General features: G+C 69.2%; 29 protein-coding genes, 1 tRNA gene and 2 pseudogenes. 21 read left to right on the top strand and 11 right to left on the bottom strand.

The annotated features are described in order from the left end of the window. Positions 1 to 33: 33 nt before the first annotated feature. Positions 34 to 1,035 carry a DUF2806 domain-containing protein gene (locus tag MU852_RS07060; RefSeq protein WP_249751591.1) on the top strand — a complete coding sequence of 334 codons (1,002 nt, stop codon included), beginning with the start codon at positions 34 to 36 and terminating at the stop codon, positions 1,033 to 1,035. Between the two features lie 97 nt (positions 1,036 to 1,132). Here MU852_RS07060 and MU852_RS07065 read toward each other — a convergent pair. Beyond that, positions 1,133 to 1,208 (bottom strand) — tRNA-Ala (locus MU852_RS07065). Between the two features lie 162 nt (positions 1,209 to 1,370). On the opposite strand from MU852_RS07065, the gene MU852_RS07070 reads away from it, so the two are divergent. From MU852_RS07070 to MU852_RS07105, 8 genes and pseudogenes are all read left to right on the top strand, one after another. After that, on the top strand, positions 1,371 to 1,676 hold the full coding sequence (locus MU852_RS07070) for a YggT family protein (protein ID WP_249751592.1): 306 nt from the start codon (positions 1,371 to 1,373) through the stop codon (positions 1,674 to 1,676). Between the two features lie 104 nt (positions 1,677 to 1,780). After that, positions 1,781 to 2,662: a 3-hydroxybutyryl-CoA dehydrogenase gene (locus MU852_RS07075; RefSeq protein ID WP_249751593.1), complete on the top strand. Its 882-nt coding sequence runs from the start codon at positions 1,781 to 1,783 to the stop codon at positions 2,660 to 2,662. After that, positions 2,659 to 2,838: a hypothetical protein gene (locus MU852_RS07080; RefSeq protein ID WP_249751594.1), complete on the top strand. Its 180-nt coding sequence runs from the start codon at positions 2,659 to 2,661 to the stop codon at positions 2,836 to 2,838. The genes MU852_RS07075 and MU852_RS07080 overlap by 4 nt, the downstream gene beginning before the upstream one ends. Beyond that, complete coding sequence (locus MU852_RS07085) at positions 2,838 to 3,215, top strand: hypothetical protein (RefSeq protein WP_249751595.1); 378 nt, start codon at positions 2,838 to 2,840, stop codon at positions 3,213 to 3,215. Before MU852_RS07080 ends, MU852_RS07085 begins: the two co-directional genes overlap by 1 nt. A gap of 24 nt (positions 3,216 to 3,239) precedes the next feature. Beyond that, positions 3,240 to 4,481 (top strand): DUF418 domain-containing protein, encoded by a 1,242-nt coding sequence (locus MU852_RS07090; RefSeq protein WP_249751596.1) that lies wholly within the window; start codon positions 3,240 to 3,242, stop codon positions 4,479 to 4,481. 40 nt (positions 4,482 to 4,521) lie between these two features. Further along, positions 4,522 to 5,255: pseudogene (locus MU852_RS07095) on the top strand (cobaltochelatase subunit CobT); the annotation flags it as partial. 175 nt (positions 5,256 to 5,430) lie between these two features. Beyond that, the gene (locus tag MU852_RS07100) at positions 5,431 to 6,396 is read left to right on the top strand and encodes a cobaltochelatase CobT-related protein (RefSeq protein ID WP_249751597.1); all 966 of its coding nucleotides are present in this window, start codon (positions 5,431 to 5,433) and stop codon (positions 6,394 to 6,396) included. After that, the gene (locus tag MU852_RS07105; RefSeq protein ID WP_249751598.1) at positions 6,393 to 7,436 is read left to right on the top strand and encodes an esterase-like activity of phytase family protein; all 1,044 of its coding nucleotides are present in this window, start codon (positions 6,393 to 6,395) and stop codon (positions 7,434 to 7,436) included. The genes MU852_RS07100 and MU852_RS07105 overlap by 4 nt, the downstream gene beginning before the upstream one ends. Here MU852_RS07105 and MU852_RS07110 read toward each other — a convergent pair. Genes MU852_RS07110 through otsB form a run of 3 tightly spaced genes read right to left on the bottom strand, consistent with a single transcriptional unit; the run spans position 7,370 to position 11,369 of the window. Then, positions 7,370 to 8,782, bottom strand: a complete 1,413-nt coding sequence (locus tag MU852_RS07110; RefSeq protein WP_249751599.1) for an alpha,alpha-trehalose-phosphate synthase (UDP-forming) — start codon at positions 8,780 to 8,782, stop codon at positions 7,370 to 7,372. The genes MU852_RS07105 and MU852_RS07110 overlap by 67 nt on opposite strands. A gap of 42 nt (positions 8,783 to 8,824) precedes the next feature. Further along, positions 8,825 to 10,609 carry a glycoside hydrolase family 15 protein gene (locus MU852_RS07115; RefSeq protein ID WP_249751600.1) on the bottom strand — a complete coding sequence of 595 codons (1,785 nt, stop codon included), beginning with the start codon at positions 10,607 to 10,609 and terminating at the stop codon, positions 8,825 to 8,827. A gap of 1 nt (position 10,610) precedes the next feature. After that, positions 10,611 to 11,369, bottom strand: coding sequence for a trehalose-phosphatase (gene otsB, locus MU852_RS07120; protein WP_249751601.1), 759 nt, complete (start codon positions 11,367 to 11,369; stop codon positions 10,611 to 10,613). A 173-nt stretch (positions 11,370 to 11,542) separates the two neighbouring features. Here otsB and MU852_RS07125 point away from each other — a divergent pair, with 173 nt between their 5' ends. The 9 genes from MU852_RS07125 to fmt all read left to right on the top strand — a co-directional run bounded on the left by MU852_RS07125 (position 11,543) and on the right by fmt (position 18,210). Further along, positions 11,543 to 12,535, top strand: coding sequence for a KpsF/GutQ family sugar-phosphate isomerase (locus MU852_RS07125; RefSeq protein WP_249751602.1), 993 nt, complete (start codon positions 11,543 to 11,545; stop codon positions 12,533 to 12,535). 2 nt (positions 12,536 to 12,537) lie between these two features. Further along, positions 12,538 to 12,948 (top strand): hypothetical protein, encoded by a 411-nt coding sequence (locus tag MU852_RS07130; RefSeq protein WP_249751603.1) that lies wholly within the window; start codon positions 12,538 to 12,540, stop codon positions 12,946 to 12,948. Positions 12,949 to 13,188: 240 nt separating this feature from the next. Then, the gene (locus MU852_RS07135; protein ID WP_347342376.1) at positions 13,189 to 13,821 is read left to right on the top strand and encodes a glycosyltransferase; all 633 of its coding nucleotides are present in this window, start codon (positions 13,189 to 13,191) and stop codon (positions 13,819 to 13,821) included. Between the two features lie 32 nt (positions 13,822 to 13,853). Continuing rightward, entirely contained in the window at positions 13,854 to 15,005 is a 1,152-nt protein-coding gene (locus MU852_RS07140) for a polysaccharide biosynthesis/export family protein (protein ID WP_249751605.1), read from the top strand. 5 nt (positions 15,006 to 15,010) lie between these two features. Beyond that, positions 15,011 to 15,592 carry a hypothetical protein gene (locus MU852_RS07145; RefSeq protein WP_249751606.1) on the top strand — a complete coding sequence of 194 codons (582 nt, stop codon included), beginning with the start codon at positions 15,011 to 15,013 and terminating at the stop codon, positions 15,590 to 15,592. 33 nt (positions 15,593 to 15,625) lie between these two features. Next, positions 15,626 to 16,024 (top strand): acyl-CoA thioesterase, encoded by a 399-nt coding sequence (locus tag MU852_RS07150; protein ID WP_249751607.1) that lies wholly within the window; start codon positions 15,626 to 15,628, stop codon positions 16,022 to 16,024. A gap of 414 nt (positions 16,025 to 16,438) precedes the next feature. Further along, positions 16,439 to 17,017 (top strand): peptide deformylase, encoded by a 579-nt coding sequence (gene def, locus MU852_RS07155; RefSeq protein ID WP_249751608.1) that lies wholly within the window; start codon positions 16,439 to 16,441, stop codon positions 17,015 to 17,017. Next, complete coding sequence (locus MU852_RS07160; protein WP_249751609.1) at positions 17,017 to 17,259, top strand: hypothetical protein; 243 nt, start codon at positions 17,017 to 17,019, stop codon at positions 17,257 to 17,259. Before def ends, MU852_RS07160 begins: the two co-directional genes overlap by 1 nt. A gap of 27 nt (positions 17,260 to 17,286) precedes the next feature. Continuing rightward, positions 17,287 to 18,210: a methionyl-tRNA formyltransferase gene (fmt, locus tag MU852_RS07165; protein WP_249751610.1), complete on the top strand. Its 924-nt coding sequence runs from the start codon at positions 17,287 to 17,289 to the stop codon at positions 18,208 to 18,210. Here fmt and MU852_RS07170 read toward each other — a convergent pair. After that, the gene (locus tag MU852_RS07170; RefSeq protein WP_249751611.1) at positions 18,202 to 18,444 is read right to left on the bottom strand and encodes a hypothetical protein; all 243 of its coding nucleotides are present in this window, start codon (positions 18,442 to 18,444) and stop codon (positions 18,202 to 18,204) included. The genes fmt and MU852_RS07170 overlap by 9 nt on opposite strands. Before the next feature lie 12 nt (positions 18,445 to 18,456). On the opposite strand from MU852_RS07170, the gene truA reads away from it, so the two are divergent. Next, positions 18,457 to 19,200, top strand: a complete 744-nt coding sequence (truA, locus tag MU852_RS07175) for a tRNA pseudouridine(38-40) synthase TruA (RefSeq protein ID WP_249751612.1) — start codon at positions 18,457 to 18,459, stop codon at positions 19,198 to 19,200. A gap of 171 nt (positions 19,201 to 19,371) precedes the next feature. On the opposite strand, the pseudogene fabB reads toward truA, so the two are convergent. The 3 genes and pseudogenes from fabB to MU852_RS07190 all read right to left on the bottom strand — a co-directional run bounded on the left by fabB (position 19,372) and on the right by MU852_RS07190 (position 21,836). Then, positions 19,372 to 20,590 (bottom strand): annotated as a pseudogene (fabB, locus tag MU852_RS07180) (beta-ketoacyl-ACP synthase I). A gap of 68 nt (positions 20,591 to 20,658) precedes the next feature. Next, the gene (gene fabA / locus MU852_RS07185; protein ID WP_249751613.1) at positions 20,659 to 21,192 is read right to left on the bottom strand and encodes a 3-hydroxyacyl-[acyl-carrier-protein] dehydratase FabA; all 534 of its coding nucleotides are present in this window, start codon (positions 21,190 to 21,192) and stop codon (positions 20,659 to 20,661) included. Between the two features lie 71 nt (positions 21,193 to 21,263). Further along, positions 21,264 to 21,836 (bottom strand): SH3 domain-containing protein, encoded by a 573-nt coding sequence (locus tag MU852_RS07190; RefSeq protein WP_249751614.1) that lies wholly within the window; start codon positions 21,834 to 21,836, stop codon positions 21,264 to 21,266. Between the two features lie 68 nt (positions 21,837 to 21,904). On the opposite strand from MU852_RS07190, the gene MU852_RS07195 reads away from it, so the two are divergent. Both MU852_RS07195 and MU852_RS07200 read left to right on the top strand, forming a co-directional pair. Beyond that, positions 21,905 to 22,891 carry a 2-hydroxyacid dehydrogenase gene (locus MU852_RS07195; protein WP_249751615.1) on the top strand — a complete coding sequence of 329 codons (987 nt, stop codon included), beginning with the start codon at positions 21,905 to 21,907 and terminating at the stop codon, positions 22,889 to 22,891. Positions 22,892 to 23,008: 117 nt separating this feature from the next. Then, positions 23,009 to 23,257 (top strand): hypothetical protein, encoded by a 249-nt coding sequence (locus MU852_RS07200; protein WP_249751616.1) that lies wholly within the window; start codon positions 23,009 to 23,011, stop codon positions 23,255 to 23,257. Between the two features lie 51 nt (positions 23,258 to 23,308). Here the strand turns inward: MU852_RS07200 and MU852_RS07205 are convergent, their stop codons facing one another. The 3 genes from MU852_RS07205 to MU852_RS07215 form a co-directional block, all read right to left on the bottom strand. Then, complete coding sequence (locus tag MU852_RS07205; protein ID WP_249751617.1) at positions 23,309 to 24,121, bottom strand: HesA/MoeB/ThiF family protein; 813 nt, start codon at positions 24,119 to 24,121, stop codon at positions 23,309 to 23,311. Positions 24,122 to 24,160: 39 nt separating this feature from the next. Then, entirely contained in the window at positions 24,161 to 24,571 is a 411-nt protein-coding gene (locus MU852_RS07210) for a BLUF domain-containing protein (RefSeq protein ID WP_249751618.1), read from the bottom strand. 70 nt (positions 24,572 to 24,641) lie between these two features. Further along, positions 24,642 to 25,040 carry a BLUF domain-containing protein gene (locus MU852_RS07215; RefSeq protein WP_249751619.1) on the bottom strand — a complete coding sequence of 133 codons (399 nt, stop codon included), beginning with the start codon at positions 25,038 to 25,040 and terminating at the stop codon, positions 24,642 to 24,644. Positions 25,041 to 25,175: the final 135 nt, after the last annotated feature.

Raw genomic sequence — 25,175 nt, forward strand, 5'->3', positions numbered from 1 at the left:
GACGGGTCGGCCGAAGAGGGCCCTCATCCCCCTATGACTGAAGACCCCCAAACAGGCCCGGACGTAGAGACCATCGGTAAGCTCCTAGCGGTCGGGAGCGGGGTTCCCGCCCCGATTGCTCAGGGTGCGTTTAAAGGCATTGGAAGATTGATCGGCGGCCTAGCCGATTATCCTGCTGCTTGGCTGCGTCGTGCCTCGCAAGGCGTTGAAGACGGCACGAATGCGCGCACGACAGTATCCAATGCAGTAGCGGCGGCTGCGGCAGCCCAAGCCATCAATGACCCGGCAATCGTTGATCGAGCCGTAGCAGCCTTTACGACCGCCGCAGTGCGTAAACAGGCCAATCGCGAACGAGTTGCACATCAGGCATTGGAAGCTTTGCAAGAGCCTGAAAACTCACCTTCGGACGATGCGACGGATGCGACCGCTGGAACGCCTCCTCCGGCCGACGACTGGCTGAATGTTTTTGAGCGATATGCGGAAGACGCGTCCTCGGAGCGGATGCAACTGCTGTGGGGGAAAGTGTTAGCGGGTGAAATCCGAAAACCTCAAAGCTTCTCACTTTCCACAATGCGCTTCCTTTCTGAGGCAGATCAGGATTTGGTGAGCCTGGCCCAACGCGTCTCCCAGTACATCTCGGGCGGACTGATAATCAAAACAGAGAATATGGACAAGGGGCCATTACTGAAAGACCTGCTTCTGGCGCAGGATGCTGGCCTCGTCTCTGCGGTTGGGGGTCTAGGTTTAAGCTGGCAGATCAAGATTGGTTCCGAAGGATTTTTACCCGTCGTAGGCCGCAAATATGCCTTGAGAATAGAGGCTCCGCCGCACTCATCATTTGAAGTGCCGATCATTAACGTATCCAAAGTTGGACTTCAGATTTCGCAACTTTCGCCAGTCGAAGATGAGCGAAAACTGTTCGTTTCGGCCGCAGAAGTTTTCAAAAAAGCACCCGTGACAGCGATACACGTCGGTCGCCTGCTCGCTCCAACCCGGATGGCATACCCATCGCCAGTGTGGGAAGCAACGAGCTAAGTGTCACCCAGCACAAGAGTCGGGGGGTCACCAATACCGAGATTGGATACCACGTAACGTCTTGACTTCGCATGGAATTAGAAGACGGGAAAACGCCTGGTGGAGCCGAGGGGAGTCGAACCCCTGACCTCGTCATTGCGAACGACGCGCTCTACCAACTGAGCTACGGCCCCGGTTCCAGTCTGGATCGGGCCCCAGGCGAGGGCGCGACATAGGCGGGCGGCGGGGGCGGTGTCAACGGGCTTGTGCGTGCAATCGGCGCAGGCGGCGTCGCGGGCGTTGCGGGGGCCGGCCACGCCGGTCTAGAAGCCGGGTTCGCGCTAAGGGAGACACCCATGGGCTTCGCCATCGTCTGGCTGGTCAACGCCGTCATCAGTCTGATGATCTGGTTCATCATCGCCCAGGCCATCCTGAGCTGGCTGGTCGCGTTCGACGTGATCAACTACCGCAACCGCTTCGTCTATTCGGTCGGCAGTTTCCTGGACCAGATCACCCGGCCGCTGCTGGAGCCGTTCCGCCGCATCATCCCGTCGCTGGGCGGCATCGATGTGTCGCCGATCGTGGTCATCCTGCTGCTGCAGTTCGCCAGCGTGCTGTTCAACCGTGCGGCGGCGCCGGCCCTGGTCGGCATGTTGGGCTGAGGCGACACGGGCGGGCGGATTCTCGTGATTCCGCATCGAAGGGGCCTTGCGCCGCGCGGCGACCTTCCTAAGGTGCCGGCCCCGACCACTTCAGACCGCGGTTCATGAGCACGATCACCACAGTCGCCGTCCTGGGCGCCGGACAGATGGGCGCAGGCATCGCCCAGGCCGTGGCGCTGGGCGGCTATTCGGTCCGGCTCTACGATGTCGCCGCCGCGCAGCTGCCCCTGGCCCAGGGCCGCATCGCCGCCAGCCTGGCGCGCGGCGTCGGTCGCGGTGCGACCACCCAGGGTCAGGCCGACGAGGCCCTGGCGCGCGTCACGACCGTCGACACCATCGCCGAGGCGGTGACCGGGGCGGATCTGGTCATCGAGGCGGCGGTCGAGGACGAGGCGGTCAAGAAGGCCGTCTATGCCGAGGTGGTGCCGAACCTGGCCCCGCACGCCCTTCTGGCCACCAACACCTCGTCCATCTCCATCACCCGGCTGGCGTCGTCGACGGACCGGCCGGACCGATTCATCGGCCTGCACTTCATGAAGCCGGCGCCGGTGATGAAGCTGGTCGAGATCATCCGCGGCATCGCCACCTCGGCCGAGACCCATTCCGCGGCCGTCGCCTTCGCCGAGAGCCTGGGCAAGACGACCACCGACGCCGAGGACTTCCCGGCCTTCATCGTCAACCGCATCCTGGTGCCGATGATGAACGAGGCGATCTACACCCTGTACGAAGGGGTGGGGAACGTCGCCTCCATCGACCAGGCGCTGCGCCTGGGGGCCAACCATCCGATGGGGCCGCTGGAACTGGCGGACTTCATGGGCCTGGACGTGGTGCTGGCGATCATGAACGTGCTCTACGACGGCCTGGCCGACAGCAAGTACCGCCCTTGTCCCCTGCTGGTGAAATACGTCGAGGCCGGCTGGCTGGGCCGCAAGAGCGGGCGCGGCTTCTACGACTATTCCGGCGAGACGCCGGTGCCGACGCGATGAACCGGGTCGAACGCTACGAGGACCTGCCCGGCCAGGCCCGCATCTTCGCACGGCCCGCCCCGGCCTGGCCGGCGATGGCGGCCTTCGCCGGCGCGGCCTGGCCGCCGCTGATCCTGACCCTGCCGTTCTGGCCCCCAGTTCCTGGACGCCGGGGCGTGAACTGGACTGGCGTCTGATGGTGCTGATCATCGGCCTGATCGCCGTGCCGGCCGGCCTATGGCGCATTTCGGTCGAGCGGTCGCGCAGCGGACGGCCCTCGACCCGGTTGGGCGTGGTCTGGCGCTTCATGCTGTTCGGCGGTCTGCTGGCCGGCGCCCTGCAGGTGGCGATGGCGCTGGCGCTGACGGTCGCGGGCTGGTTCGAGGCGGGCGGCGTGCTGCAGGCCCTGGGCGCGTCCGAAACGACGCTTCTTATCTTCGGCGTCGGCTTCCTGCCGATCACCATCGCCGGGGGCGTCAGCTATGGGCTGTGGGCGGGACTGTGCGCGGCCTTCATCGCCTTCGAGGCCAAGCCGACCGTCAAGGACCGACTGGGGCTGATGCCGAAGGCCTGAACAGGGACGACGTCGGGGGCGCGCATGACCGAACAGACCGCCGACCAGACCGCCCGGACCCTGTCGCTCGCGCCCGTCGAGGCCCGCGACCGCATCGCCGCGCTGGACGCCCTGCGCGGGCTGGCGGTGCTGGGCATACTGGCGGTCAACGCCGCCGCGTTCGCCCTGCCCTTCATGGTCTATGACGATCCGGCGCTGGCGCCGTTTCCGGTCCAGGGCGCCAACGCCACGGCCCGCTGGGCGGTGGAGGTCTTCTTCCAGCAGAAGTTCATCACCCTTTTCTCGATGCTGTTCGGGGCGTCGATCTATCTGGTCGGGGGCGAGACCGGCGACGCGGCGCGCGGCGCCCTGCTGCGGCGGCGGCTGCTGTGGCTGGCGGCCATCGCCCTGATTCACGGGCTGGCCTTCTGGTACGGCGACGTGCTGCTGCTGTACGCCTGGGCGGGGGTGTTCGTGTCGCTGATGCGGTCGCTGCCGGCGCGACGCCTGATCACGCTGGGCCTGGGGCTGACGCTGCTGCTGGCCAGCCTGCAGGCGGGCCTCGCCCTGTTCGCCGCCCACGGCCCGGCCGCCCTGACCGGCGAGTTCGCCCGCCCGCAGTTCACCCCGGAGATGGTCCGCCAGACCATCGAGGCCTATCGCAGCGGCTGGGCCGGCGCCCTGGGCCAGAACCTGACCGCCTGGCTGGTGCTGCAGGGGACCAGCCTGACGGTGTTCGTCTTCTCGACCGTGCCGCTGATGATGCTGGGCATGGGGCTGTTCAAGTCGGGCTTCCTCAGCGGGCGGGCGCCGACCGGACTCTATCTGGCGCTGGCCGCCCTGGGCGCCGCAGCCCTGGCCCTGCTGGGCGTGCTGGAATGGCGCGAGTTGACGGCCCCGGCCGGGCGATCGGCCACGGGCGGCCTTGGCGACGTGGTCGGCGCCTATCCGATCGTGATCACCCTGGGCTACGCCAGCCTGGTGATCCTGGCCGCGACGCGGGGCGCGGGCGTCCTGGTCGCGGGGCTGCGGCCGGTCGGACGCATGGCCCTGACCAACTATCTGGCCCAGACGCTGATCATGACGACCCTCTTCTACATGCCCTGGGGGCCGCGCCTGTTCGGGCGGATGGACTATGTGCAGCTGTGGGGCGTGGTCGCGGCGGTCTGGGCGCTGCAGCTGGTCTGGTCGCCGCTGTGGCTGTCGCGGTTCCGCATGGGGCCGCTGGAGTGGGTCTGGCGGCGGCTGACCTATGGCCGCCCCCTGCCGCTGCGAAAAGCCGCCTGAGCGCCTTTCCCGGCGCGGCCGAAACGACTAACTGGACCCCATGGCCGCCCCGGACACGCCCGCAGAAACCTTCAAGCGCGCGCTTGGCCACGCCGCGCGCGCCCTGGCCGAGCAGCCGGAGCTGGAGGTGGCGTTCGGCTCGGACGGACCGCGCGTCGCGGGCGGCGTGCTGACCCTGCCCCACCCGCCGCGCGACCCTCCGGTCCCGAGAGCGCGGCCCTGCGCGGCCAGGCCGACCGGCTGGCGCTGCGTCTGGCCAATCACGACGAGGCGACCGACCGGCGGATGCGGCCCGCCGACGCCCAGGCCGCCGACGTCTTCGACGCCGCCGAACAGGCGCGGGTCGAGGCGGTGGGCTCGCAATATCTGGCCGGGGTGCGCGGCAATCTGGACGCGGCCCTGCTGACCCGGCTGGAGAAGACGGGCGTCCTGCGCGTCGCCCAGGCCGAGCGCGTGCCGCTGGCGGAAGCCGTCGGCCTGCTGGTGCGGGAACGCCTGACCGGACGCGCCACGCCGGACGGGGCGGGGGCCATGCTGGACCTGGTGCGCGCCAATCTGGAGGCCAAGGCCGGGGCGCGGCTGGACGCCCTGGCCGCCTCGGCCGAGGACCAGGCGGGCTTCGCCCTGAAGCTGCGCGAGGTGCTGCGCGCCCTGGACCTGGACCCTGGCGACGGCAAGGGCGACGACGCCTCCGAGGACCAGGGCGAGGATCAGCCCGACCCCCAGGAACGGCCCGACGACGCCGACGAGGATCAGGACGAGGAGGAGGACGGCGGCGAAGGCGGCCAGTCGATGGAAGGCGACGCCGACGACCAGACCGCCGAGGAAGAGCGCGAGTCCCCCCGAGGGCGCGCCCGCCGACCCCGACGGCCAGGCCTCCGAAGACGGGCCCGAGCTTCAGGAGGGCGAGCAGCCCAACCGCCAGCAGACCGCCGACGACGGCCGCGCCGTGGACGCCTACCGCGTCTTCACCACCGCCTACGACGAAGTGATCGACGCCGCCGACCTGTGCGACCCGATGGAGCTGGACCGGCTGCGCGGCCTGCTGGACGGCCAGCTGGCCATCCTTTCCAGCGTCGTCTCGCGCCTGGCCAACAAGCTGCAGCGCCGACTGCTGGCCCAGCAGAACCGGTCGTGGATCTTCGACCTGGAAGAGGGGATGCTGGACACCGCGCGCCTGACCCGGATCGTCACTGATCCGACCGCGCCCCTGTCGTTCAAGGCCGAGAGCGAAAGCCCGTTCCGGGACACGGTCGTGACCCTGCTGCTGGACAACTCAGGCTCCATGCGCGGACGGCCGATCATGGTGGCGGCGGTCTGCGCCGACATCCTGGCGCGGACGCTGGAGCGGTGCGGGGTCAAGGTCGAGATCCTGGGCTTCACCACCCGCGCCTGGAAGGGCGGCCAGAGCCGCGAGGCGTGGATCACGGCCGGCAAGCCCGCCAATCCCGGCCGGCTGAACGACCTGCGCCACATCATCTACAAGGCCGCCGACGCGCCTTGGCGCCGGGCCAAGAAGAACCTGGGCCTGATGATGCGCGAGGGCCTGCTGAAGGAGAACATCGACGGCGAGGCCCTGCTGTGGGCGCACGACCGCCTGCTGGCCCGCACCGAGCAGCGGCGCATCCTGATGGTCATCTCCGACGGCTCGCCGGTCGACGATTCGACCCAGAGCGCCAACGCCGCCCTGTATCTGGACAAGCACCTGCGCCAGGTCATCGCCCAGATCGAGGACCGGTCGCCGGTCGAGCTGCTGGCCATCGGCATCGGCCACGACGTGACCCGCTGGTACCGCAAGGCCCTGACCATCGTGGACGTGGAGCAGCTGGCCGGCGCCATGACCGAGAAGCTGGCCGAACTGTTCGAACAGGACCCCGCGCCGGCCGCGCGCGGGCGACGCAGGACCGCCGCATGAGACCGTTCGCCCGCACGGCCCTGACCCTGGCCGCCCTGACCCTGGCGGCCTGCGCCAGCACCCTGGGTCCGCCCCGGCCCGCGCCCCAGCCGGCGACCGGATGGACCGAGGCCGGCGCGACCCTGAAAAGCGTGGGCCTGGGCCTGCCCGGCGGCGCCGTCCTGGCCCCGGGCGTGCGCTTCGCCGGCGGGGTGGAGATCGTCGCCGATCCGACCTCGCCGCTGCACAGCCTGTCGGACCTGAAGCTGACCGGCGGCGGCGGCTTGGTCACGGTGTCGGACGTGGGCGACCTGGTGCGGGCGCGGCTGCGGCTGGACCACGCCGGACGCCTGGTCGGGCTTGACGGCTTTCAGACCCGGCGGCTGACCCTGGCCGACGGCGCCCCGATCACCGAAAAGGCCGACGGCGACGCCGAGGGGCTGGCCCTCACCGCCTCGGGCGACCTTCTGGTCAGTTTCGAGCGCGACCACCGCATCTGGAACTACGGCCCGCTGGACGCCCTGTCGACGCGCCCCCGGGCGATGCGGATCCCCGCCTTCCCCTTCACCGAGAACGACGGAATCGAAGGGCTGGCGACCGCGCCCGGCGGGTGGCGCGCGGCCGGGGAATCGGGCGGCGTCTGGGACTGCGACCCCGCTCGCTGCACCACCGTCACGCCGCCGCCGGACACGCCGATCCCGGACAGCGAATACCGCATCACCGGCCTGGACCGCGATCCGGCGCGCGACGGCTGGATGGTCGTCCAGCGTCGGTACCGGCCGCCGCTGGACGCGCGCGCCCATGTCCGCCGCATGGCGCCGGGCGGAACCCTGGGGCCGGTTCTGATCGACCTGAAGCTGCCCGGCACGACGGACAATTTCGAAGGGATCGCGGCCGAGACGCGCGACGGGCGCACGCGCCTGTACATCCTGTCGGACGACAACTCAATCCGATGCAGCGCACTCTGCTGCTGGCCTTCGACCTGGACTGAGGTTCATGCCGCGGCGTCCGCCACGCCCTCGTCGGCGTCCGCGTCGACCGCCAGCAAGGCGCGCACATAGTCGTCGCGCCAGATCGACACGTCGGTTTCGCGCACTACCTGCATCAGCGCCTCCCACTTCCGGATGCGTTCGGCCAGGGGCATAGTCAGCGCCTTGTGGATGGCGTCCGACAGTTCCTCGCGGCTGTAGGGATTGACCAGCAGCGCCTCGCCCATCTGTTCGGCCGCGCCGGCGAAGCGGGACAGGATCAGCACGCCGGGATCGTCCGGGTTCTGGGCGCAGACATATTCCTTGGCCACAAGGTTCATGCCGTCGCGCAGCGGCGTCACCAGCCCGACCTTGGCGGCGCGGTAGATGCCCGCCAGCTGATCCCGGCGATAGGTGCGGTTCAGATAGCGGATCGGCTGCCAGTCCATGTCGGCGAAGGCGCCGTTGACCCGCCCGGCCAGGGCGTCCAGCCGGGCGCGGATGTCCTGATAGCTGTCCACGTCGTCGCGCGAGATCGGCGTGACCTGCAACAGAAAGACCTCGCCGCGCATCGAAGGATTGTCCTGCAGGAACTGCTCGTAGCCCAGCAGCCGCTCCTCCAGCCCTTTGGAATAGTCCAGCCGGTCCACGCCCACGATCATCGAGCGGAACACCGCCGAGGCCGCCATCCGGTCGTAGGTCCGCGCGCCCAGGGTGGAATCGCGCGCGGCCAGAAATCCGTCGACGTCGATCCCGATCGGGAACACCCCGGTCTGGACCTTGCGGCCGAAGCACTCCAGCCCGCCATGACCGAACAGTTCGCCGCGGGCCTCGGTCACCACATAGTCGGTGAACAGGTCGCACCATTCCTGGGTATGGAAGCCGATCAGGTCGAAGGCGAACATCGATTCCACCAGGCGGCGGTGGTGCGGCAGCGTGACCAGCAGCTGGCGCGCCGGCCAGGGCGTGTGCAGGAAGAAGCCGATCCGGTTCTTGACCCCCAGCCGGCGCAGGTCCCGCGCCATCGGGATCATGTGATAGTCGTGGATCCAGATCATGTCGCCGGGCTGGATCAGCGGGGCCAGCACCTCGGCGAACCGCCGGTTCACCCGCTCGTAGCCCTCGCCATACGTCCGCTCATACTGGGCCAGGTCGATGCGGTGGTGGAACAGCGGCCACAGCGTCTTGTTGGCGTAGCCATTGTAATACTCGTCGACGTCCGCGGGCTCCAGATCGACCAGACCCACCGTCACGCCCGCGCGGTCCTCGATCTTCACCTCGCCGGTCCAATGGTCGACGGTTTCGCCGGACCAGCCGAACCACAGGCCGTCGTACTTCCTCAGCGCCGCCGAAAGGGCCATGGCCAGCCCTCCGGCCGACCCGGCGGCGGGATCGACGGGTGCGGAAACCCGGTTCGACACGACGATCAGACGACTCATTTCACTCTTCCACGGGCGACCCCAGCCCCGGGGCCAGACGGATCAACGCACATCGGTCCACGAACGGCTCAACAACACGGCGCAATTGATGATGCCGACCAGGGAGTAGGTCTGCGGATAGTTGCCCCAAAGCTCCCCGTCCTCGATCGAGATGTCCTCGCTGAGCAGCCCCGCATGGGTGCGCCGGCTGAGCATTTCCTCGAAAATTTCGCGCGCTTCCTCGACCCGCCCGTTCTGATGCAGGGCCTCGATGAACCAGAAGGTGCAGAAGTTGAAGGCGGTCTCCGGCTCGCCGAAGTCGTCGGGCTCGACGTAGCGGAACAGATGGCTCCCCTTCTTCAGGTCGCGTTCGATGGCGTCGAAGGTGGCGACCTGGCGCGGATCGCGCGCGTCCAGAAAGCCCAGGTCGGTCATCTGAAGCAGGGAGGCGTCCAGCTCGCGCCCGCCGTAGCTGGCGGCGAAGCGTCCCTCCTCGGGCAGATAGGCCTCTTTCTCGATCCGTGCACGGATGGTGTCGGCGCGCGCGCGCCACACCTCGCCGCGTTCGGGCAGGCCCAGATGGTCCGCCGCCTTGGCCAGCCGGTCGCACGCGGCCCAGCACATGACCGAGGAATAGGTGTGGACCCGAGCGATCGTGCGGAACTCCCAAAGCCCGGCGTCGGTCTGGTCGTGCATGGCGAAGGCCCGTTCTCCGACCTTCTCCAGCGCGTAGAAATCGTCGATGACGCCGGGGCGCAGCAGGCGCTGGTCGTAGAAGGCCTGGACCAGGGGCAGGACGATCTGTCCGTACACGTCATGTTGCAGGTGCTCATGCGCCTGGTTGCCGACGCGCACGGGCTTCATCCCGCGATAGCCCTCGACGCTGTCGACGATGCTTTCGCCGATGCCCGGCTCCAGGCCGACGCCATAGACCGGCTGGACGTGTCCGCCGGCGGAATTGTCGACCAGGTTGCGCAGATAGACCAGGTAGTTTTCCAGGATGTCGACGGCGCCCAGCCGGTTCAACGCCCGCACCGTGTAATAGGCGTCGCGGATCCAGCAGTAGCGGTAGTCCCAGTTGCGGCCGCTTTCCGGAAACTCGGGCACCGAGGTCGTCATGGCCGCGACGATGGCGCCGGTCTCCTCATAGGCGCAAAGCTTCAGGGTGATGGCCGCGCGGATCACCGCCTCCTGCCAATCCAGCGGCAGATAGAGCTTCCTCACCCAGTCGCGCCAATAGGCGATGGTGCGGTCCAGCGCCGCCTGCACGCCCGGCCCGACGTCCTGGTCATAGCCTTCATCCGGCCCGAAGAAGAAGGCGAACGGGCGCTCCAGCCGGAAGGTGCGCTCGTTCAGCACGTGCGACACGGGGCAGTCGGTCGTCAGCCGGAAGGTGACGTCCGGACACAGGAAGCGGATGTGGTTGGACCCCGAGGTGGTCGGCGCCGGCCGCGCGCCCCAGTCCGTCGAAGGGCGCAGGCGGACCCGGATGCGCGGCGTCCCCTCCAGCGGCCGCACCATGCGCCCGAAGGCCAGCGGCCGATAGGTGCGCGAATGCTTGGGATGGCGCGGCGCGAAGTCCAGGATCTCGACCGCCGCCCCGTCCTCGGCGGTCAGAACGGTGCGCAGAACCGGCGTGTTGCGGACATAGGCCTGGTCGACGTGCTTCAGCCCCTCCAGTTCGATGGCCCAGAAGCCGTGCTCGGGATCCTCGCCGTCCATCAGGGCGGAAAAGACCGGGTCGCCGTCGACGCGCGGCGCGCAGGCCCAGACATAGCGGCCCTGGCGGTCGATCAGGGCGCTGATGCCGCAGTTGCCGATGGGCCAGAGATCGAGATTGGGCTTCATCTTAAGCCTCCGCCACGGATTCGAGCCAGCCCAGCACGTCGTCCACCCCGTCCAGCCGATAGCGCGCGGCGGTGGGCCGCTCGGGTCCGACCAGCACGCCGTAGCCGCCCAGGGCGTCGGCCGCGCGGAAGCCGTCCTCGTCGGTGACGTCGTCGCCCAGCATGACCGGCGTCGCGCCCCGGAACGGAGGTTCGGCCATGAAGGCGGTGTCGGCCGTGCCCTTGCTGGCGCCCGGCGTCTTCAGTTCCAGCACCATATGGCCGGGCTGCAGGGCCAGGCCGGTTTCGTCGCTCAGCTTTCGCGCCAGGGTCTCGGCGGCGGCGGCCTGGTCCGCCGCCAGGCGGTAGTGCAGGCCGGCCGAAACGCCCTTGTCCTCGACGATCATGCCCGGCCGTTCGGCGGCGAAGGCGTGGAAGGCGTCAAGCGCCCGCGTCACGCCGGCGTCGGCGGCGCCGCGCTCGATCGAGCCGTCGCGTCGACGCCGCTCCAGCCCGTGCACGCCGGACGCGGACGACAGGGCGCCGTCGGCGATTCGGTCGATCTCGGCCAGGGTGCGCCCGCTGACGATGGCCACGCGGCCGTCCAACCGCCGCTCCAACGCCTTCAGGACCGCCGTGCGCCGGGCCACCGGCTTGACCGCATCCGGGGTCGGGGCCATCGGCGCCAACACCCCGTCCATGTCCAGAAACAGGGCGATCCCTTCCGCAAGGACGGGCGGCGGCGGCAAGACGAGATCGGCGGCTCCGACGTGAGACGGCATGAGGCGAGAGACTCTCTATTCGATGATTTCCCCGCCACACTAACGCGCCAATGCGGCAAAGGTTGACGCGGAATCGACAACATCGTCTGAAAGGGAGCCGTTGCGCGCCGCCGTGGGATGCGGCAGACCGCGCGCCTCGAACAAGGAGAGCCCGCCGCACGGGCCTGTCGCCAATGACCGAGACCGCCCTTTCCTCGCCCGAAGACATCGCCGCCATGACCGAGCGCGCGCGCGAGGTGATCCGCCTGAACATCGAGGCCCTGGACGCGCTGGAACGCTCCATCGACGTCTCTCTGGCCCGCGCCGCCGACGTGATCATGAGCCGGCCGGGCTATGTGGTCGTCACCGGCATGGGCAAGTCAGGCCATATCGGCGGCAAGATCGCCGCCACCCTGGCCTCGACCGGCACGAACGCCTTCTTCGTCCATCCGGCCGAGATGAGCCACGGCGACCTGGGGATGCTGCGCCCCGACGTGACGGTGCTGGCCCTGTCCAACTCGGGCGAGAGCCGCGAGCTTCGTGATCCCCTGATCTATTGCCAGCGCAACGGAATCCCCGTGATCGCCGTCACCCAACGGCCGACCAGCTTCCTGGGCCGCAACGCCGCCGTCTGCCTGACCATGCCCAAGGTGGCCGAGGCCTGCCCGAACGGCCTGGCGCCCACCACCTCGACGCTGATGAGCCTGGCGCTGGGCGACGCCTTGGCCATGGTGCTGATGGATCGACGCGGCTTCACCGCCCTGGATTTCGGGCTGCATCATCCCGGCGGCGCCTTGGGGATGAGCCTGCAGAGCGTGCGGGAATGGATGGGCGACAACGCCGCCGCGCCCGCCGCCGTGCCGACCACCGCCAGCTTCAGCGAAGTCGTCTCGGCCGTCACCGAGGGGCGAAAGGGGGCGGTCGCGGTGCTCAATCCGGACGGCACCCTGGGCGGCATCGTCACCGACGGCGACATCCGCCGCGCGTTCCAGCGCGACATCGCCGCCCTGAAGGCGGCCGACATCATGAGCCCCAACCCGATCACGGTCGATCCGGACGCGCGGATGAGCGACGTGGTCGACCTGCTGACCGCCAACAAGATTTCCAATCTGTTCGTGGTCGAGGAGGGGCGGCCGACCGCCATCGTCCATATCGCCGAACTGATGCAGGCCGGCTACGTCTCCTGACCATGCGGGTGCTCTACGACGTCAGCCGGCTGCTCAGCCGGGCCGAGCGGACCGCCCCGACGGGCGTGGACCGGGTTTGCCTGGCCTACGCCGAATGGCTGGACCAGCGGTCCGACGTGGTCATGATTCCGGTGCGGGGACGCAAGGGCCGGCTGGTGACGGTGGACCAGACCTGGTTCCGCGACTTCGTGCGCAGCTTGCGGGCCCGCTGGGACGGCCGCACGGTCAACGGGGCGGCGCGCCACGAAGCGCGGCTGCTGGCGGCCCTGACCCACGACCAGCGCCCCGCCGAATCCGTCATCTGCCCCCGCCGCTGGCGGACCACAAGCCGGCGCGCGACAAGCCGCGCGTGCTGCGCCAATTCTTCCGATCCCGGCACGCCGCGCCCCTGCCGGCGGCCGACCTCTATCTGAACGTCGGCCACACCACCCTGCACGAGGCGGACGCCCTGCAGGCCCTGGAGCAGGACGGCGTCGATCGCGTGGTGATGATCCACGACCTGATCCCGATCACCCACCCCGAGTTCTGCCGACCCGGCGACGCCGACAAGCACCGCGCCCGCGTCGTGCACACCCTGCGTCACGCCAGCAGCATCCTGGTCAACTCGCGCCACACCGCCGATCAGCTGGCCGCCTTCGCGCGCGCGCGAGGGCCTGACGCCGCCGCCGGTCCACGTGGCCCACCTGGGCATCGAGACGGCCTTCGCCCCCGGCGACGCGGTGCGGGCCAGCCGCCCCTATTTCATCCATGTCGGCACCATCGAGGCGCGCAAGAACCTGGCCCAGTTGCTGACGCTGTGGCGGCGGCTGGAGGAAGAGATGGGGGAACGAACGCCGTCGCTGGTCCTGGTCGGGCGCTATGGCTGGGAGAACGAGGCGGTGCTGGACCACCTGCAGCGCTCGCCGAATCTGCAGGGCGTGGTTCACCAGGCCGAGAACCTGTCGGACGGCGCCCTGGTGCGGCTGATGCGCGGCGCGCGCGCGGTGCTGGCCCCCTCGGCCGTCGAGGGTTTCGACCTGCCGGCGGTGGAGGCCTGCGCGATGGGCGCCCCGTTGATCGCTTCGGACATTCCGCCCCATCGCGAACTGACGCCGCAAGCCAGGCTGATCGACCCGCTGGACGGGCTGGGCTGGCTGGACGCCATCCGGCGCGCCACGCTGGACGAGGCGTCCAAGCCGGCCGCCGCCTTTGCGCCGCCTCGCTGGGACGACCATTTCGCCGTCGTCGCCGGCGCCGTCGGCCTGGGCGGGTCATCGCCTCTGGCGGCGCATGGCGAAGGCGAGTAAGCAAAGGTCGAACGAGGGGCTGAACGGCTTTCATGACGCGTACCATCCTGCCGCTGATGATCGTCGCCATTCTGGGCGGCTGCACCACCCTGCCGCGCGACGGGCCCTCGGGCCGGTCGGTCGACGCCGGCGCCACCCGGCCCGACGCCGTGGGCGGCTACGCCCTGGTCGAGATGAACTATGAGGTCAGCGAGCGGATCAAGGCCGTCCCTGCGCAGTTCTTCGGCTCGCTGACGGGCGCCGCCAGCGAGCGGCCTCTGGATCTGATCGGCGTCGGCGACGCCCTGCAGGTCCAGATCATCGAGCCCAGCGGCACCCTGTTCGGCGGGGGCGTCGGCGCAGGGTCCGCGGTCCAGCCGGGCAATCAGGTCCTGCCGGCGCAGGTCGTGGACCGCTCGGGCGCGGTGTCCATCCCGTTCGCCGGCGCCGTGCGGGTCGAGGGCCTGACCCCGCCGCAGGCCGCCGCCGCCATCCGCCGCGCCCTCAGCGGCAAGGTGGCCAATCCGCAGATCACGGTCGTCGTGGCCGAGAACGCCTCCAATTCCGTGACGGTGCTGGGCGACGTCCGCCAGCCGGGCCGCAAGCCCCTGTCGGTCAACAGCAACCGCCTGCTGGACGTTCTGGGCGAGGCCGGCGGCTCGGAACGGCCGGTCGACGACATGATGGTGACCATCCAGCGCGCCGGCCAGACCTACGCCGCGCCGCTGGGCGTGGTGACGACCTCGTTCGAGGAGAATGTGCGGCTGCAGCCGGGCGACCTGGTCAACTTCGCCTACAAGCCGCGCCGGTTCAGCACCTTCGGCGCCCTGGGCGCGGTGGCCCAGGTGGACATGCCGCCCGGACCCGTGACCCTGGCCGGCGCCCTCAGCCGCGTTGCGGGCCTGAACACCAACACCGCCAACGCCAGCCGGGTGATGATCTTCCGCTTCGAGCGGCCCGAGGTCGCGCGCGCCTTGGGCGTGACCCAGCCGGCCACCCCCAGCGGCGTGCCGATCATCTACCAGCTGGACTTCAACAACGCCGCCAATGTGTTCGCCGCCAGCAACATCCAGATCATGCCCGAGGACGTGATCTACGTGCCGCTGGCGAACGCCGCCGAGGCGCGCAAATTCTTCGAGTTCGTCCAGAGCATCACGCGCGTCATCTACGATGTGTCGGTGACCAGCGCGATCAACGTGGACTGACGGCCTTGAGCCTGTGGCGTCTCCTGCCGCGCTCGCGCAGAGAGACGCCGCAGGACGACCCCTTCCCGATCGACGCTCGCGCCGAAGACGGGCGCTCCCCGGAAGGCCCGCGCCAGGACGCCCTGTCGCGCGCGCTGTCCGAGATGGAAGCGGCGGCGCATGAGGTCTATGCGCTGCACGGCCTGCCGACCCGTCCCGGCCATTACGAACGCGCGCCGCGCGCACGGCGCTGGCGCTTCATCGCCGAACAGCTGACGCCCGAGGAACGATTTCAGCGCGCGCTGGACCAGCCCCGGCAGGCGGGCTGGCGCTTCGCCCGGCTGGAAGATCTGGGCGCGCGTTCGAACAAGCCGGATCTGGCTGCGGCCTCCGACCTTCTGAGACTTGCGGCGCGGCTGAGAGAGGCTCGGGACGGGCCCCTGCTCGCCGAGGACCTGCTGACGGCGATGGAGCTGGGCGCCACCTGGCGCGCCAATCGCGAGATCATCCTGGCGGCCCGCGTCGCGGCCGCCGGGGCCCGGCCCAAAACGCCGCCCCGCCCCAGGAAGCGGCGATCCGGCGCTGACGCCGGCCGCTCATCGGGCTAGACAACCGCCCCCGCCCGTTCGAAAGCGCCCGTCATGACCGAAGCCGCCCAACCGCCCGCGACCCAGCCCGTCGGCCGCATCATCGCCATGCCAGCCGACACCAACCCCGAGGGCGACATCTTCGGCGGCTGGCTGCTGGCGCAGATGGACGTGGCCGGGGCGACGCCCGCCTTCGAGCTGGCTTGCGGGCGCTGCGCCACCGTGGCGCTGGACGGCATGGTCTTCCACCAGCCCGTCTCGGTCGGCGACGAGGTCAGCATCTACGCCGAGGTGATCGGCTCGGGCCGGACCTCGATCCGGGTTCATGTCGAGGCCTGGAAGCGCGCGCGGGGCCAGCCCCAGGCCGCCTCGGTGCGCGTGACCCAAGGCGTCTTCACCTATGTCGCCATCGACCAGAACCGCAAGCCGCGCCCGTTGCCGGGCAAGGCGTAAGTTCGCCCAAGGGCCACCCCGGGTTGACGGTTTTTCCCCCGCCCCATAGTTTTCTTTCGGGGGCCGTTCAATGTTGCTCATAGCTCTATACGCGGCCGGGCTTGTGCTGCTGATGCGCGAAGCCGTGCCATGGATCCGGGCTAAGTCTTCGGGCGTCGGCTATACGCGCGGGCATCGCCGTGAAGCGGTCCGCAGAGCAGAGAATCCCGAGCGATTTTCACGCCTGATGGACCGCCGATTCCGCGCAATGGGGCCGGGAGCGCTGATGCTGGTGGTGGCGGTGATCTGGACCCTGTGGCTGATCGTCAGTCTCGTCTTCGCTCCCGCCTGATCGGCCAGGCCCGAACCGCGTCAAATCCGACCGCCGGGGTCGGAAATCTTGACCTGACGCCGGGGCCGGCCTACCTCCCGCCCATGGCCCTTCGTCGCATCCTCACCATCGACAACGTCGCCGATCTGGCGATCCTGAAGCAGGTTTCCAAGCCCGTCGCGGGGGTGGACGACGCCGTCCGCACCCTGATGGACGACATGCTGGAGACCATGTACGCCGCGCCGGGCATCGGCCTGGCCGCGGTGCAGATCGGCGCCCTGGACCGCGTCATCGTCATGGACTTGGGCGACAAGGGCGGCGACGCCTGCGACACCGAGGAAGAGGACACGCCGGAGGCCGCCGAGACGCGCAGGAACCCGCGCTTCTTCGCCAATCCCGAAATCCTGTGGGCGTCGGACGAGCTCTACACCTACGAGGAGGGCTGCCTGTCGATCCCCGAGTATTTCGACAAGGTGGAACGCCCCGCGCGCGTCCGCATTCGCTACCTGAACCGTGACGGCGAGCAGGTGGAGGAGGAGGCCAGCGGCCTCTACGCCGTCTGCATCCAGCACGAGATGGACCACCTTAACGGCGTGCTCTTCATCGACCACCTGTCCCGGCTCAAGCGCGAGCGCGCCGTGACCAAGGTCAAGAAGGCCGCCCGAGACAGGATCGCCGCCTGATGAGCCGACGCACCGTCCGCCTGCCCCGCCGGGGTCAGTCCCTGGTCATCGACACCCAGGGCCGCCGTCGCCTGACGCGCAGCCAGAAGGTCGGCGTCGCGGGCGTGGCCACCCTGGCCGGGGTCGCCCTTCTGGGCGTGGTCGCCGGCCTGTTGCTGGATCGCCTGCTCGATTTCGACGACGCCCTGGACGCCGGCGGCGAATGGGACGAGGGCGGCGGCGTCTTCACCCGCTGGCAGTAGGCGCGCCAAACCTCTAAAGGCCTGCCCATGCGCCTCGCCTTCATGGGTACCCCCGAATTCGCCGTTCCGTCGCTGGCCGAGCTGATCGCCTCGGGCCACGAGATCGTCGCCGTCTATTCCCAGCCGCCCCGGCCCAGGGGCCGGGGGCAGAAGCTGACGCCGTCGCCCGTCCACGCCTTCGCCGAGAGCATGGGCCTGCCGGTGTTCACGCCCGAGTCGATGAAGGCCGCGGAGGCGATCGACATCTTCCAGAGCCTGGACCTGGATGCGGCCTGCGTCGTCGCCTATGGCCAGATCCTCAAGCCCGCGGTTCTGGAAGCGCCCCGCCTGGGCTGCTTCAACCTGCATGGGTCGCTGCTGCCGCGCTGGCGCGGGGCCGCGCCCATCCAGCGGGCGATCATGGCCGGCGACCGCCAGACCGGCGTGCAGATCATGCGGATGAGCGAGGGGCTGGACGAGGGGCCCATCCTGCTGGGCGAAGTCATGGACATCCACCCCGACGACACGGCCGCCAGCCTGTCCGAGCGCATGGCCCACGTCGGCGCCGGCCTGTGGCCCCGCGCCCTGGCCGCCATCGAACGCGGGGGCGCGACCGAGACGCCCCAGGCCGGCGAACCGACCTACGCCCGCAAGATCACCCCCACAGAGGCCCGCATCGACTGGACCCGCCCCGCCGCCGAGGTGGACGCCCGCATCCGCGGCCTGTCGCCCTTCCCCGGCGCCTGGTTCGAGGCACCGTCGGAGACGGGGCCGGTGCGGATCAAGGCCCTGCTGTCGACCCTGGCCGAGGGGGCCGGCGCGCCGGGCGCCGTTCTGGACGACGCCCTGACCGTCGCCTGCGGAAACGGTGCCGTGCGCCTGATCCGCGTGCAGCGCGAGGGCAAGGCAGCGCAGGCGGCCGAGGAGATGCTGCGCGGCTTCTCCCTGCCCGCCGGGCTCCTTTTAGGCTGATAGATTGAACTCACGGCCCAGGATTTCCCAAAGGGCTTTGGCGCTTTCCGATGTCAGTTGAAAAGTCTGGCTTTGACTGTTTGGTTTGGCCCGATCGGCAGAGCCGAGGGTATCGATCTGCAGGAATACGCGCCCATCTCGTTTGAACACGCCATAGTGGCCGATCACGTGCGTTGGATGCAGCTTGAGATCACGCTCTCTATCGAGCGGCTGAAACTGGTCGATGACGGCCATGTGGAGTCCTGAGTGCCTAGGTATAAGTTCACTATCGAATATGACGGCACGGCCTACAACGGCTTCCAGGCCCAGGACGGCCAGCCTACGGTGCAGGGCGCGCTCGAGACGGCCATCGCCGCCTTCTCGGGCGAGCGCATCCGCATCGCCGCCGCCGGGCGCACCGACACCGGCGTCCACGCCCTGGAACAGGTGATCCACGCCGACCTGCAGCGCGCCTGGCCCGAGACCACCATCCTCAACGCCATGAACGCCCATCTGGTGAACGAAGACGTCTGCGTCCTGTCGGTCCAGCCCGCGCCGGATCCCGACTGGCACGCGCGGTTTTCCGCGACCGGCCGGGCCTATCTCTATCGCATCCTGAACCGCCGGCCCCAGCCCGTGCTGGAAAGGGACCGGGTCTGGCACGTCAAGAAGCCGCTGGACGCCGAGGCCATGCACCATGCGGCCCAGGTCCTGGTCGGCCACCACGACTTCACCACCTTCCGCGACGTGGGCTGCCAGTCGAAGTCGCCGGTCAAGACGCTGGACGTGGCCCGCGTGACCCGCTTCGGCCAGGAGGTGCACCTGGTCTTCCAGGCCCGCAGCTTTCTGCACCGCCAGGTGCGGTCGATGGCGGGGACCCTGGTCGAGGTCGGCCTGGGCCGCTGGACCGCGCATGACGTGAAACGGGCTCTGGACGCGAAGGACCGCGCCGAATGCGGGCCGGTGGCGCCGTCGGCGGGGCTCTATCTGAGCGGCGTCAGATACGACTGATCTTCCCGACCTTCCCCCGCTTGCGGGGGAAGTGTCAGCGCGTCGAGCGAAGCGAGACGGCTGACGATGGGGGAAGTCTTCTTTTTGGAGAGAGCACTCCCCTCTCCGACCCTGGTTCGGCTGCGCCGAACGCCGGGCCGCCTCTCCCGCAAGCGGGAGAGGATGACGGCCTCAGACCTTGCTGAGGATCAGCGTGCCGTTGGTGCCGCCGAAGCCAAAGCTGTTGGACATCACCGTGGTCAGTTCGCCGTCCTTGCGTTCGCGTAGGATCGGCATGCCTTCGAACGCCGGGTCCAGGTTTTCGATGTGGGCGCTCTCGGCGGCGAAGCCGTTCTGCATCATCAGCAGGCAATAGATCGCCTCCTGCGCGCCCGCCGCGCCCAGGCTGTGGCCCGTCAGCGACTTGGTCGAGGAGATCATCGGCATCTTGTCGCCGAACACCGCGCGCACCGCCTCCATCTCCTTGGCGTCGCCCACGGGGGTCGAGGTGCCGTGCGGGTTCAGATAGTCGATCGTGCGGCCGCCGGCCTGGTCCAGCGCCATCTTCATGCAGCGCTGGGCGCCCTCGCCCGAGGGGGCCACCATGTCGTAGCCGTCCGAGTTGGCGGCGTAGCCGACGATTTCGGCCAGGATGTCGGCCCCACGCGCCTTGGCCCGCTCGTATTCCTCGACCACAACCATGCCGGCGCCGCCGGCGATCACGAAGCCGTCGCGGTCCTTGTCGTAGGCGCGGCTGGCGACCGAGGGAGTGTCGTTGAAGTCGGACGACATGGCGCCCATGGCGTCGAACATGTTGGACATGGACCAGTCGATGTCCTCGCAGCCGCCGGCGAAGACCACGTCCTGCTTGCCCCACTGGATCTGTTCGGCCGCCGCCCCGATGCAGTGGGCCGAAGTCGCGCAGGCCGAGCTGATCGAATAGTTGATCCCGCGCATCTGGAACCAGGTCGACAGCACCGCGGACGGGCCGCTGGCCATGGCCTTGGGCACGGCGAACGGGCCGACCCGCTTGGGCGAGCCCTTCTCCATCGTGGTCTGGGCCGCCTGCAGGATGACCTGGGTGGAGGGACCGCCCTCGCCGACGATCAGGCCGATGCGGTCGTCCTTGATCTCGTCCGCCGTCAGGCCCCGACGACTTCAGCGCCTCCTCGAAGGCGATGTGCGCCCAGGCGGTGCCGTTGGCCAGGAAGCGCGCGGCGCGGCGGTCTACCAGTTCCTCCCACGGGCCGATCTGCGGCGGGGCCCAGACCTGGCTGCGGAAGCCGTATTTGGCGTGATCCGGCGCGGCGACGACGCCCGAGCGGGCCTCGCGCAGCGAACGGGTCACTTCCTCGGCGCCGTGGCCGATGGAGGAGACGATGCCAAGGCCGGTGACGACGACGCGACGCATGGGAGATCCTTCTTGCTTGCGGCTCCTCCCGGAGCCGGCCGCTGGGTTCGCGGCTCTATATGGGGGCTTCAGCCGCCGGTCGCCTGATCCTTGGCGCCGAACAGGCCCACCCGCATGTCGTTGCAGGTGTAGATCACCTCGCCGTCGGCCTCCAGCACGCCGTCGGCGATGCCCATGACCAGCTTGCGATTGATGACCCGCTTCAGGTCGATCTTGTAGACCACCTTCTTGACGTCCGGCGTCACCTGGCCGGTGAACTTGACGTCGCCGACGCCCAGGGCGCGACCGCGGCCCGGCCCGCCGATCCAGCCCAGATAGAAGCCGACCAGTTGCCACATCGCGTCCAGGCCCAGGCAGCCCGGCATGACCGGATCGCCGATGAAGTGGCACTGGAAGAACCAGAGGTCCGGATTGATGTCCAGCTCGGCCTCGACATAGCCCTTGCCGTGGGCGCCGCCGTCCGCGTTGATCTGGGTGATCCGGTCGAACATCAGCATCGGCGGGGCCGGCAGCTGGGCGTTGCCGGGACCGAACAGCTCGCCGCGCCCGGAGGCGAGCAGGGCCTCGTGATCGAAGGACGAGGGATATTGCGATTGGGTCAAGGCGGTTCCGTTCCGTCAGCTGTTGCGGGCGGGTTACACGACCGCGCCGCTTCGCTCAACAGACAGGCGTTTCAGCCGCGTCCGGTTCCGGCGGGCCGGTTGGCGTTGCACAGGGCCCGCGACTGGGCGCCGAAGACCGCGCGCTGGACGACCCAGCCCTCCAGACGCCGCGCCCGCACCCGGCACCAGCCGTCCTCGCATTCGTCCAGCGAGACGATGGAGCGGGGCTGCAGCCGCGCCCGCACCGGCGAGGTCTCGGACTTGCCCGCGTGGATGGGGATCTCGGCGTCGGAGTTGTTGAACACCGAGCGGCGGCCCGAGGACACCGTGCGATGGATCCAGGCCACGGCGCCGTCCGGGTCGCACACCTTGCGCCACTCGGTCGTCTCGGCCACCACCTGCACCGGCAGGCCGGCGGCGCGGTATTCCCACAGGATCGGATAATCCAGCCCCGGTCCCTGACGCGCACGCACGTGCGAGGATTTCAGCGAGATCCAGCGCGGCACCTCAAGCCCGGTCGGCGTGGGCCGGCCGTCGGGCATGGTCTGGCCCGCGCCGGCCATCACGGCCAGGCCCGCCACGGCCGCCAGAACCGGGGCGCGACGGCGAAGGCTTTGGAAGATGATGGCGGCTTTGCTAGACACCCAGGCACGACCCGTCGCTCGCGGGCTCCGATCCCTGTTGAATCGCCGCCCGCAGACCAAGGCCCGCAATGTCCGCCTCCAAGCTTAAGGTCGTATTAACCAGACGCCTTCCCGACGCCGTCGAGACGCGGATGCGCGAACTGTTCGACGCCGAACTGAACCTGACCGACCGCCCGATGGACCGTGCGGCGCTGCAGGCGGCCGTCCAGCGCGCCCAGGTCCTGGTCCCGACCATCACGGACGTGATCGACGCCGAGCTGATCCAGGGCGCGGGCGATCAACTGAAGGTGATCGCCAACTTTGGCGCCGGGGTCGACCACATCGACATAGAGGCCGCCGTCGCCCGGGGGATCATCGTCACCAACACCCCCGGCGTCCTGACCGAGGACACCGCCGACCTGGCCATGAGCCTGATCCTGGCCGTCAGCCGCCGCATCGTCGAAGGCGCCCAGGTGGTCGCCGAAGGCCGCTTCGAGGGCTGGACCCCCACCTGGATGTGCGGCCGCAAGCTGTGGGGCAAGCGGCTGGGGATCGTCGGCATGGGCCGCATCGGCCAGGCCCTGGCCCGGCGCGCCAAGGCCTTCGGCCTGCAGGTCCACTATCACAACCGCAAGCCCGTCTCGGCCCTGATCGAGGAAGAACTGGGCGCCACCTATTGGGACGACCTGGACCAGATGCTGTCGCGCATGGACATCATCTCCCTGAACTGCCCGGCGACCCGAGACACCCACCATCTGCTGTCGGCCGAACGCCTGGCCCGGCTCCAGCCGCACGCCATCCTAGTCAACACCGCGCGCGGCGAACTGATCGACGAGGAGGCGCTGGCCAAGGCCGTCGACCGCCGCCTGTTGGCCGGCGCCGGTCTGGACGTGTTCGAAAAGGAGCCGGCCATCCACCCCGGCCTGCTGGGCCACCCGAATGTGGTGCTGCTGCCCCACCTGGGCTCGGCCACCCTGGAGGCGCGCCAGGACATGGGCGACCGCGTCATCGCCAACATCATGACGTTCCAGAACGGCCACCGCCCGCCGGATCGGGTCATTCCCGCGATGTTGTAGGGCGCGGATTTCACACGCCTGTCGGAGCGCCCTCATACGGTTGTCGAAAACGCCGTTCAGGGGCGGAACCGCCGGCGACGCGCCTCGTTTCCGGCGACCTGTTCGAGGAAGCGTGCGTTGGACTCCTACTATTGCATCGTCAATCTGCCCGGCGTGCCGGTGCGGGACATCTGCGTGCTCGACGCCGCCTCGGACGAGGCCGCCGACAGGGCCCTCCAGGACCTGGCCCGGCGATGGGTCGGGTTTGAGACCCTGTACCTGTATTGCGGCGAGCGGGTCGTGACGGTGCTCAGCAATCCGGCCCTGGGCTTCGCCGAGCCGCTGCCCGACCTGCCGCTGCCCGTTCGCTTCGCCACGGCGGCCTAGAGCCTGATCGGCTGAGGTGGAATCGCTTCGCGATTCCGCAGATGCCGTGAATCAGGCTCCAGTTGATCCTGGAGCGAAATCTGAGCCGAGTTGGACTACGCCCCCCTCAACCGATCTCGCTCTGGCGCCGCCCCCGCACACGGGACAATCCGGATCGGCCGCGACTCGCGCGGTGCGGCTGGTTCCCGCAAGGCCGTCGTAGATCAGCAGCCGGCCTTCAAGCGGCTGGCCGGCGCCGACGATCAGCTTGATCGCCTCCAGCGCCGCCATCGACCCAATCACCCCGGCCAGGGCGCCGACCACGCCGACGCGCGCGCAGGTCTCCGCCTCGGGCGGGACCTCGGGCGTCAGGCACTGATAGCAGGGGCGGCCCGCGAAGATCCCGACCTGCCCGTCCCAGCGTCCAAGGGCGCCCGAGACCAGGGGCCTGCCCGCGGCGACGCAGGCCGCGTTGACGATGTGACGGGTGGCGAAGTCGTCCGTGCCGTCGATCACCAGATCGTGGTCGCCGATCAGGCCGGCGGCGTTCTCCGGCGTCAGCCGCTCGCGCCAGGCGCGAACCTCGACCCCGGGGTTCAGCCCAGCCAGGCGCGCCGCCGCGGCCTCGACCTTGGGCCGGCCGACATCCTCGGTCGCGAACAGCACCTGGCGCTGAAGGTTGGACAGGGCGACCGTATCATCGTCGATCAGGCCCAGCGTCCCGACGCCCGCCGCCGCCAGGTACAGGGCCGCCGGCGCGCCGACGCCCCCCGCGCCGACGATCAGCACCCTGGCGCGCCTCAGCGCCTGCTGGCCCGGCCCGCCCACCTCGGCAAGGACCAGATGGCGGGCGTAGCGCTCGACGTCGTCTTCGGAAAAGCTCACGCCCCTATCTAGGGTCTTCCACCGTCGGGGAACAGCGCCTCAGGGCGCGACGGCCATCGACCGGCTGGCCTGGACCAGCAGCGCCTCGGCCCGGTCGCCGGCGTCGGGGGCCTCCAGATGGTCGTCCAGGAAATCGTCGGCGGCGGGCGGCGCGTCCAGCCGCACCATGGCCCAGTCGGGAAAGCCGCGGCTCTCCACCGGCCGGTCCGCCAGGATCCTGAGATCCTCATGCCGGCGGTCCTGATGCAGACGCTTCATCAGCCGGTCCAGGTCGCCGCGCGCGCCCTCGATCACCTGAATGAAAAAGCCCTGGTGGCGCATCAGGGCGCCGGTCAGGTGATCGCGACGATTGTTTCGGTCCGACACGCCGATGATGTCGATCAGCGGCATCAGTCCGTCGCTGACGGCCTCGGCGGCGCGGCTGACGTAGACGATTCGAAACAATTTCACGGCGTACTCACGAACTCGAACGCCGAATCCCGGCGCGCCGCCGCGAGCCTAGGGGTCGAGCCGCGTGTTCTCAAGCAGCCTGCAGGCTGCAAGCCTGCATCAACCGCTCCAGCTCGACCGCGCTCAGGGTCCGGAGCGGGCGGCCGCCGGAGTGGCGCGCCACGCAGCGATGATCGGTCTGACACAACTGCATGGGCTGGCGATAGCGACGCTGCATAACAGGTCGATCCTCGACCACCACCAGATCGCAATGCCTCGGATCGACCGCGACCCGCCGCATCAGCCGGTCCAGGTCCGTGCGCGCGCCCTCGACGATCTGCACGATCTCGTCGCCATGAAACATCATCGCGCCGCTGACTTCGTCACGGCGATTGTTGCGCTCGGACGCGCCCAGGATGTGCGCCAACGACTGCGGGCTCTGTCCCGCATCCCCGACAGCTTTGCTCACAAAAACGAGGCGGTACAGCAATTTAATGCTTTCAACTGGCGGGATGAATGGTCGAATATGACCGTTATACGAAGCATATTGGTCGAAATTAGGCCGCGACCGAAAACCGCGGCGCTTTGCGCATGGCCTTGATGATCGCGACGCGCGCCGCCATCT

It is taken from the genome of Brevundimonas albigilva, from assembly GCF_023503965.1.
GTDB classification, from domain to species: domain Bacteria; phylum Pseudomonadota; class Alphaproteobacteria; order Caulobacterales; family Caulobacteraceae; genus Brevundimonas; species Brevundimonas albigilva.

Excerpts from the sequence above, each read along its gene's own strand:
- MU852_RS07195 (WP_249751615.1), top strand. The coding sequence starts at position 21,905 with ATGTCCGCCTCCAAGCTTAAGGTCGTATTAACCAGACGCCTTCCCGAC.
- MU852_RS07150 (WP_249751607.1), top strand. The coding sequence starts at position 15,626 with ATGACCGAAGCCGCCCAACCGCCCGCGACCCAGCCCGTCGGCCGCATC.
- MU852_RS07110 (WP_249751599.1), bottom strand. The coding sequence starts at position 8,782 with ATGAGTCGTCTGATCGTCGTGTCGAACCGGGTTTCCGCACCCGTCGAT.
- otsB (WP_249751601.1), bottom strand. The coding sequence starts at position 11,369 with ATGCCGTCTCACGTCGGAGCCGCCGATCTCGTCTTGCCGCCGCCGCCC.
- MU852_RS07170 (WP_249751611.1), bottom strand. The coding sequence starts at position 18,444 with ATGGCCGTCATCGACCAGTTTCAGCCGCTCGATAGAGAGCGTGATCTC.
- MU852_RS07080 (WP_249751594.1), top strand. The coding sequence starts at position 2,659 with ATGAACCGGGTCGAACGCTACGAGGACCTGCCCGGCCAGGCCCGCATC.
- MU852_RS07075 (WP_249751593.1), top strand. The coding sequence starts at position 1,781 with ATGAGCACGATCACCACAGTCGCCGTCCTGGGCGCCGGACAGATGGGC.
- MU852_RS07105 (WP_249751598.1), top strand. The coding sequence starts at position 6,393 with ATGAGACCGTTCGCCCGCACGGCCCTGACCCTGGCCGCCCTGACCCTG.
- MU852_RS07085 (WP_249751595.1), top strand. The coding sequence starts at position 2,838 with ATGGTGCTGATCATCGGCCTGATCGCCGTGCCGGCCGGCCTATGGCGC.
- MU852_RS07140 (WP_249751605.1), top strand. The coding sequence starts at position 13,854 with ATGACGCGTACCATCCTGCCGCTGATGATCGTCGCCATTCTGGGCGGC.
- MU852_RS07090 (WP_249751596.1), top strand. The coding sequence starts at position 3,240 with ATGACCGAACAGACCGCCGACCAGACCGCCCGGACCCTGTCGCTCGCG.
- MU852_RS07130 (WP_249751603.1), top strand. The coding sequence starts at position 12,538 with ATGCGGGTGCTCTACGACGTCAGCCGGCTGCTCAGCCGGGCCGAGCGG.
- MU852_RS07060 (WP_249751591.1), top strand. The coding sequence starts at position 34 with ATGACTGAAGACCCCCAAACAGGCCCGGACGTAGAGACCATCGGTAAG.
- MU852_RS07160 (WP_249751609.1), top strand. The coding sequence starts at position 17,017 with ATGAGCCGACGCACCGTCCGCCTGCCCCGCCGGGGTCAGTCCCTGGTC.
- MU852_RS07115 (WP_249751600.1), bottom strand. The coding sequence starts at position 10,609 with ATGAAGCCCAATCTCGATCTCTGGCCCATCGGCAACTGCGGCATCAGC.
- def (WP_249751608.1), top strand. The coding sequence starts at position 16,439 with ATGGCCCTTCGTCGCATCCTCACCATCGACAACGTCGCCGATCTGGCG.
- MU852_RS07070 (WP_249751592.1), top strand. The coding sequence starts at position 1,371 with ATGGGCTTCGCCATCGTCTGGCTGGTCAACGCCGTCATCAGTCTGATG.
- MU852_RS07125 (WP_249751602.1), top strand. The coding sequence starts at position 11,543 with ATGACCGAGACCGCCCTTTCCTCGCCCGAAGACATCGCCGCCATGACC.
- fmt (WP_249751610.1), top strand. The coding sequence starts at position 17,287 with ATGCGCCTCGCCTTCATGGGTACCCCCGAATTCGCCGTTCCGTCGCTG.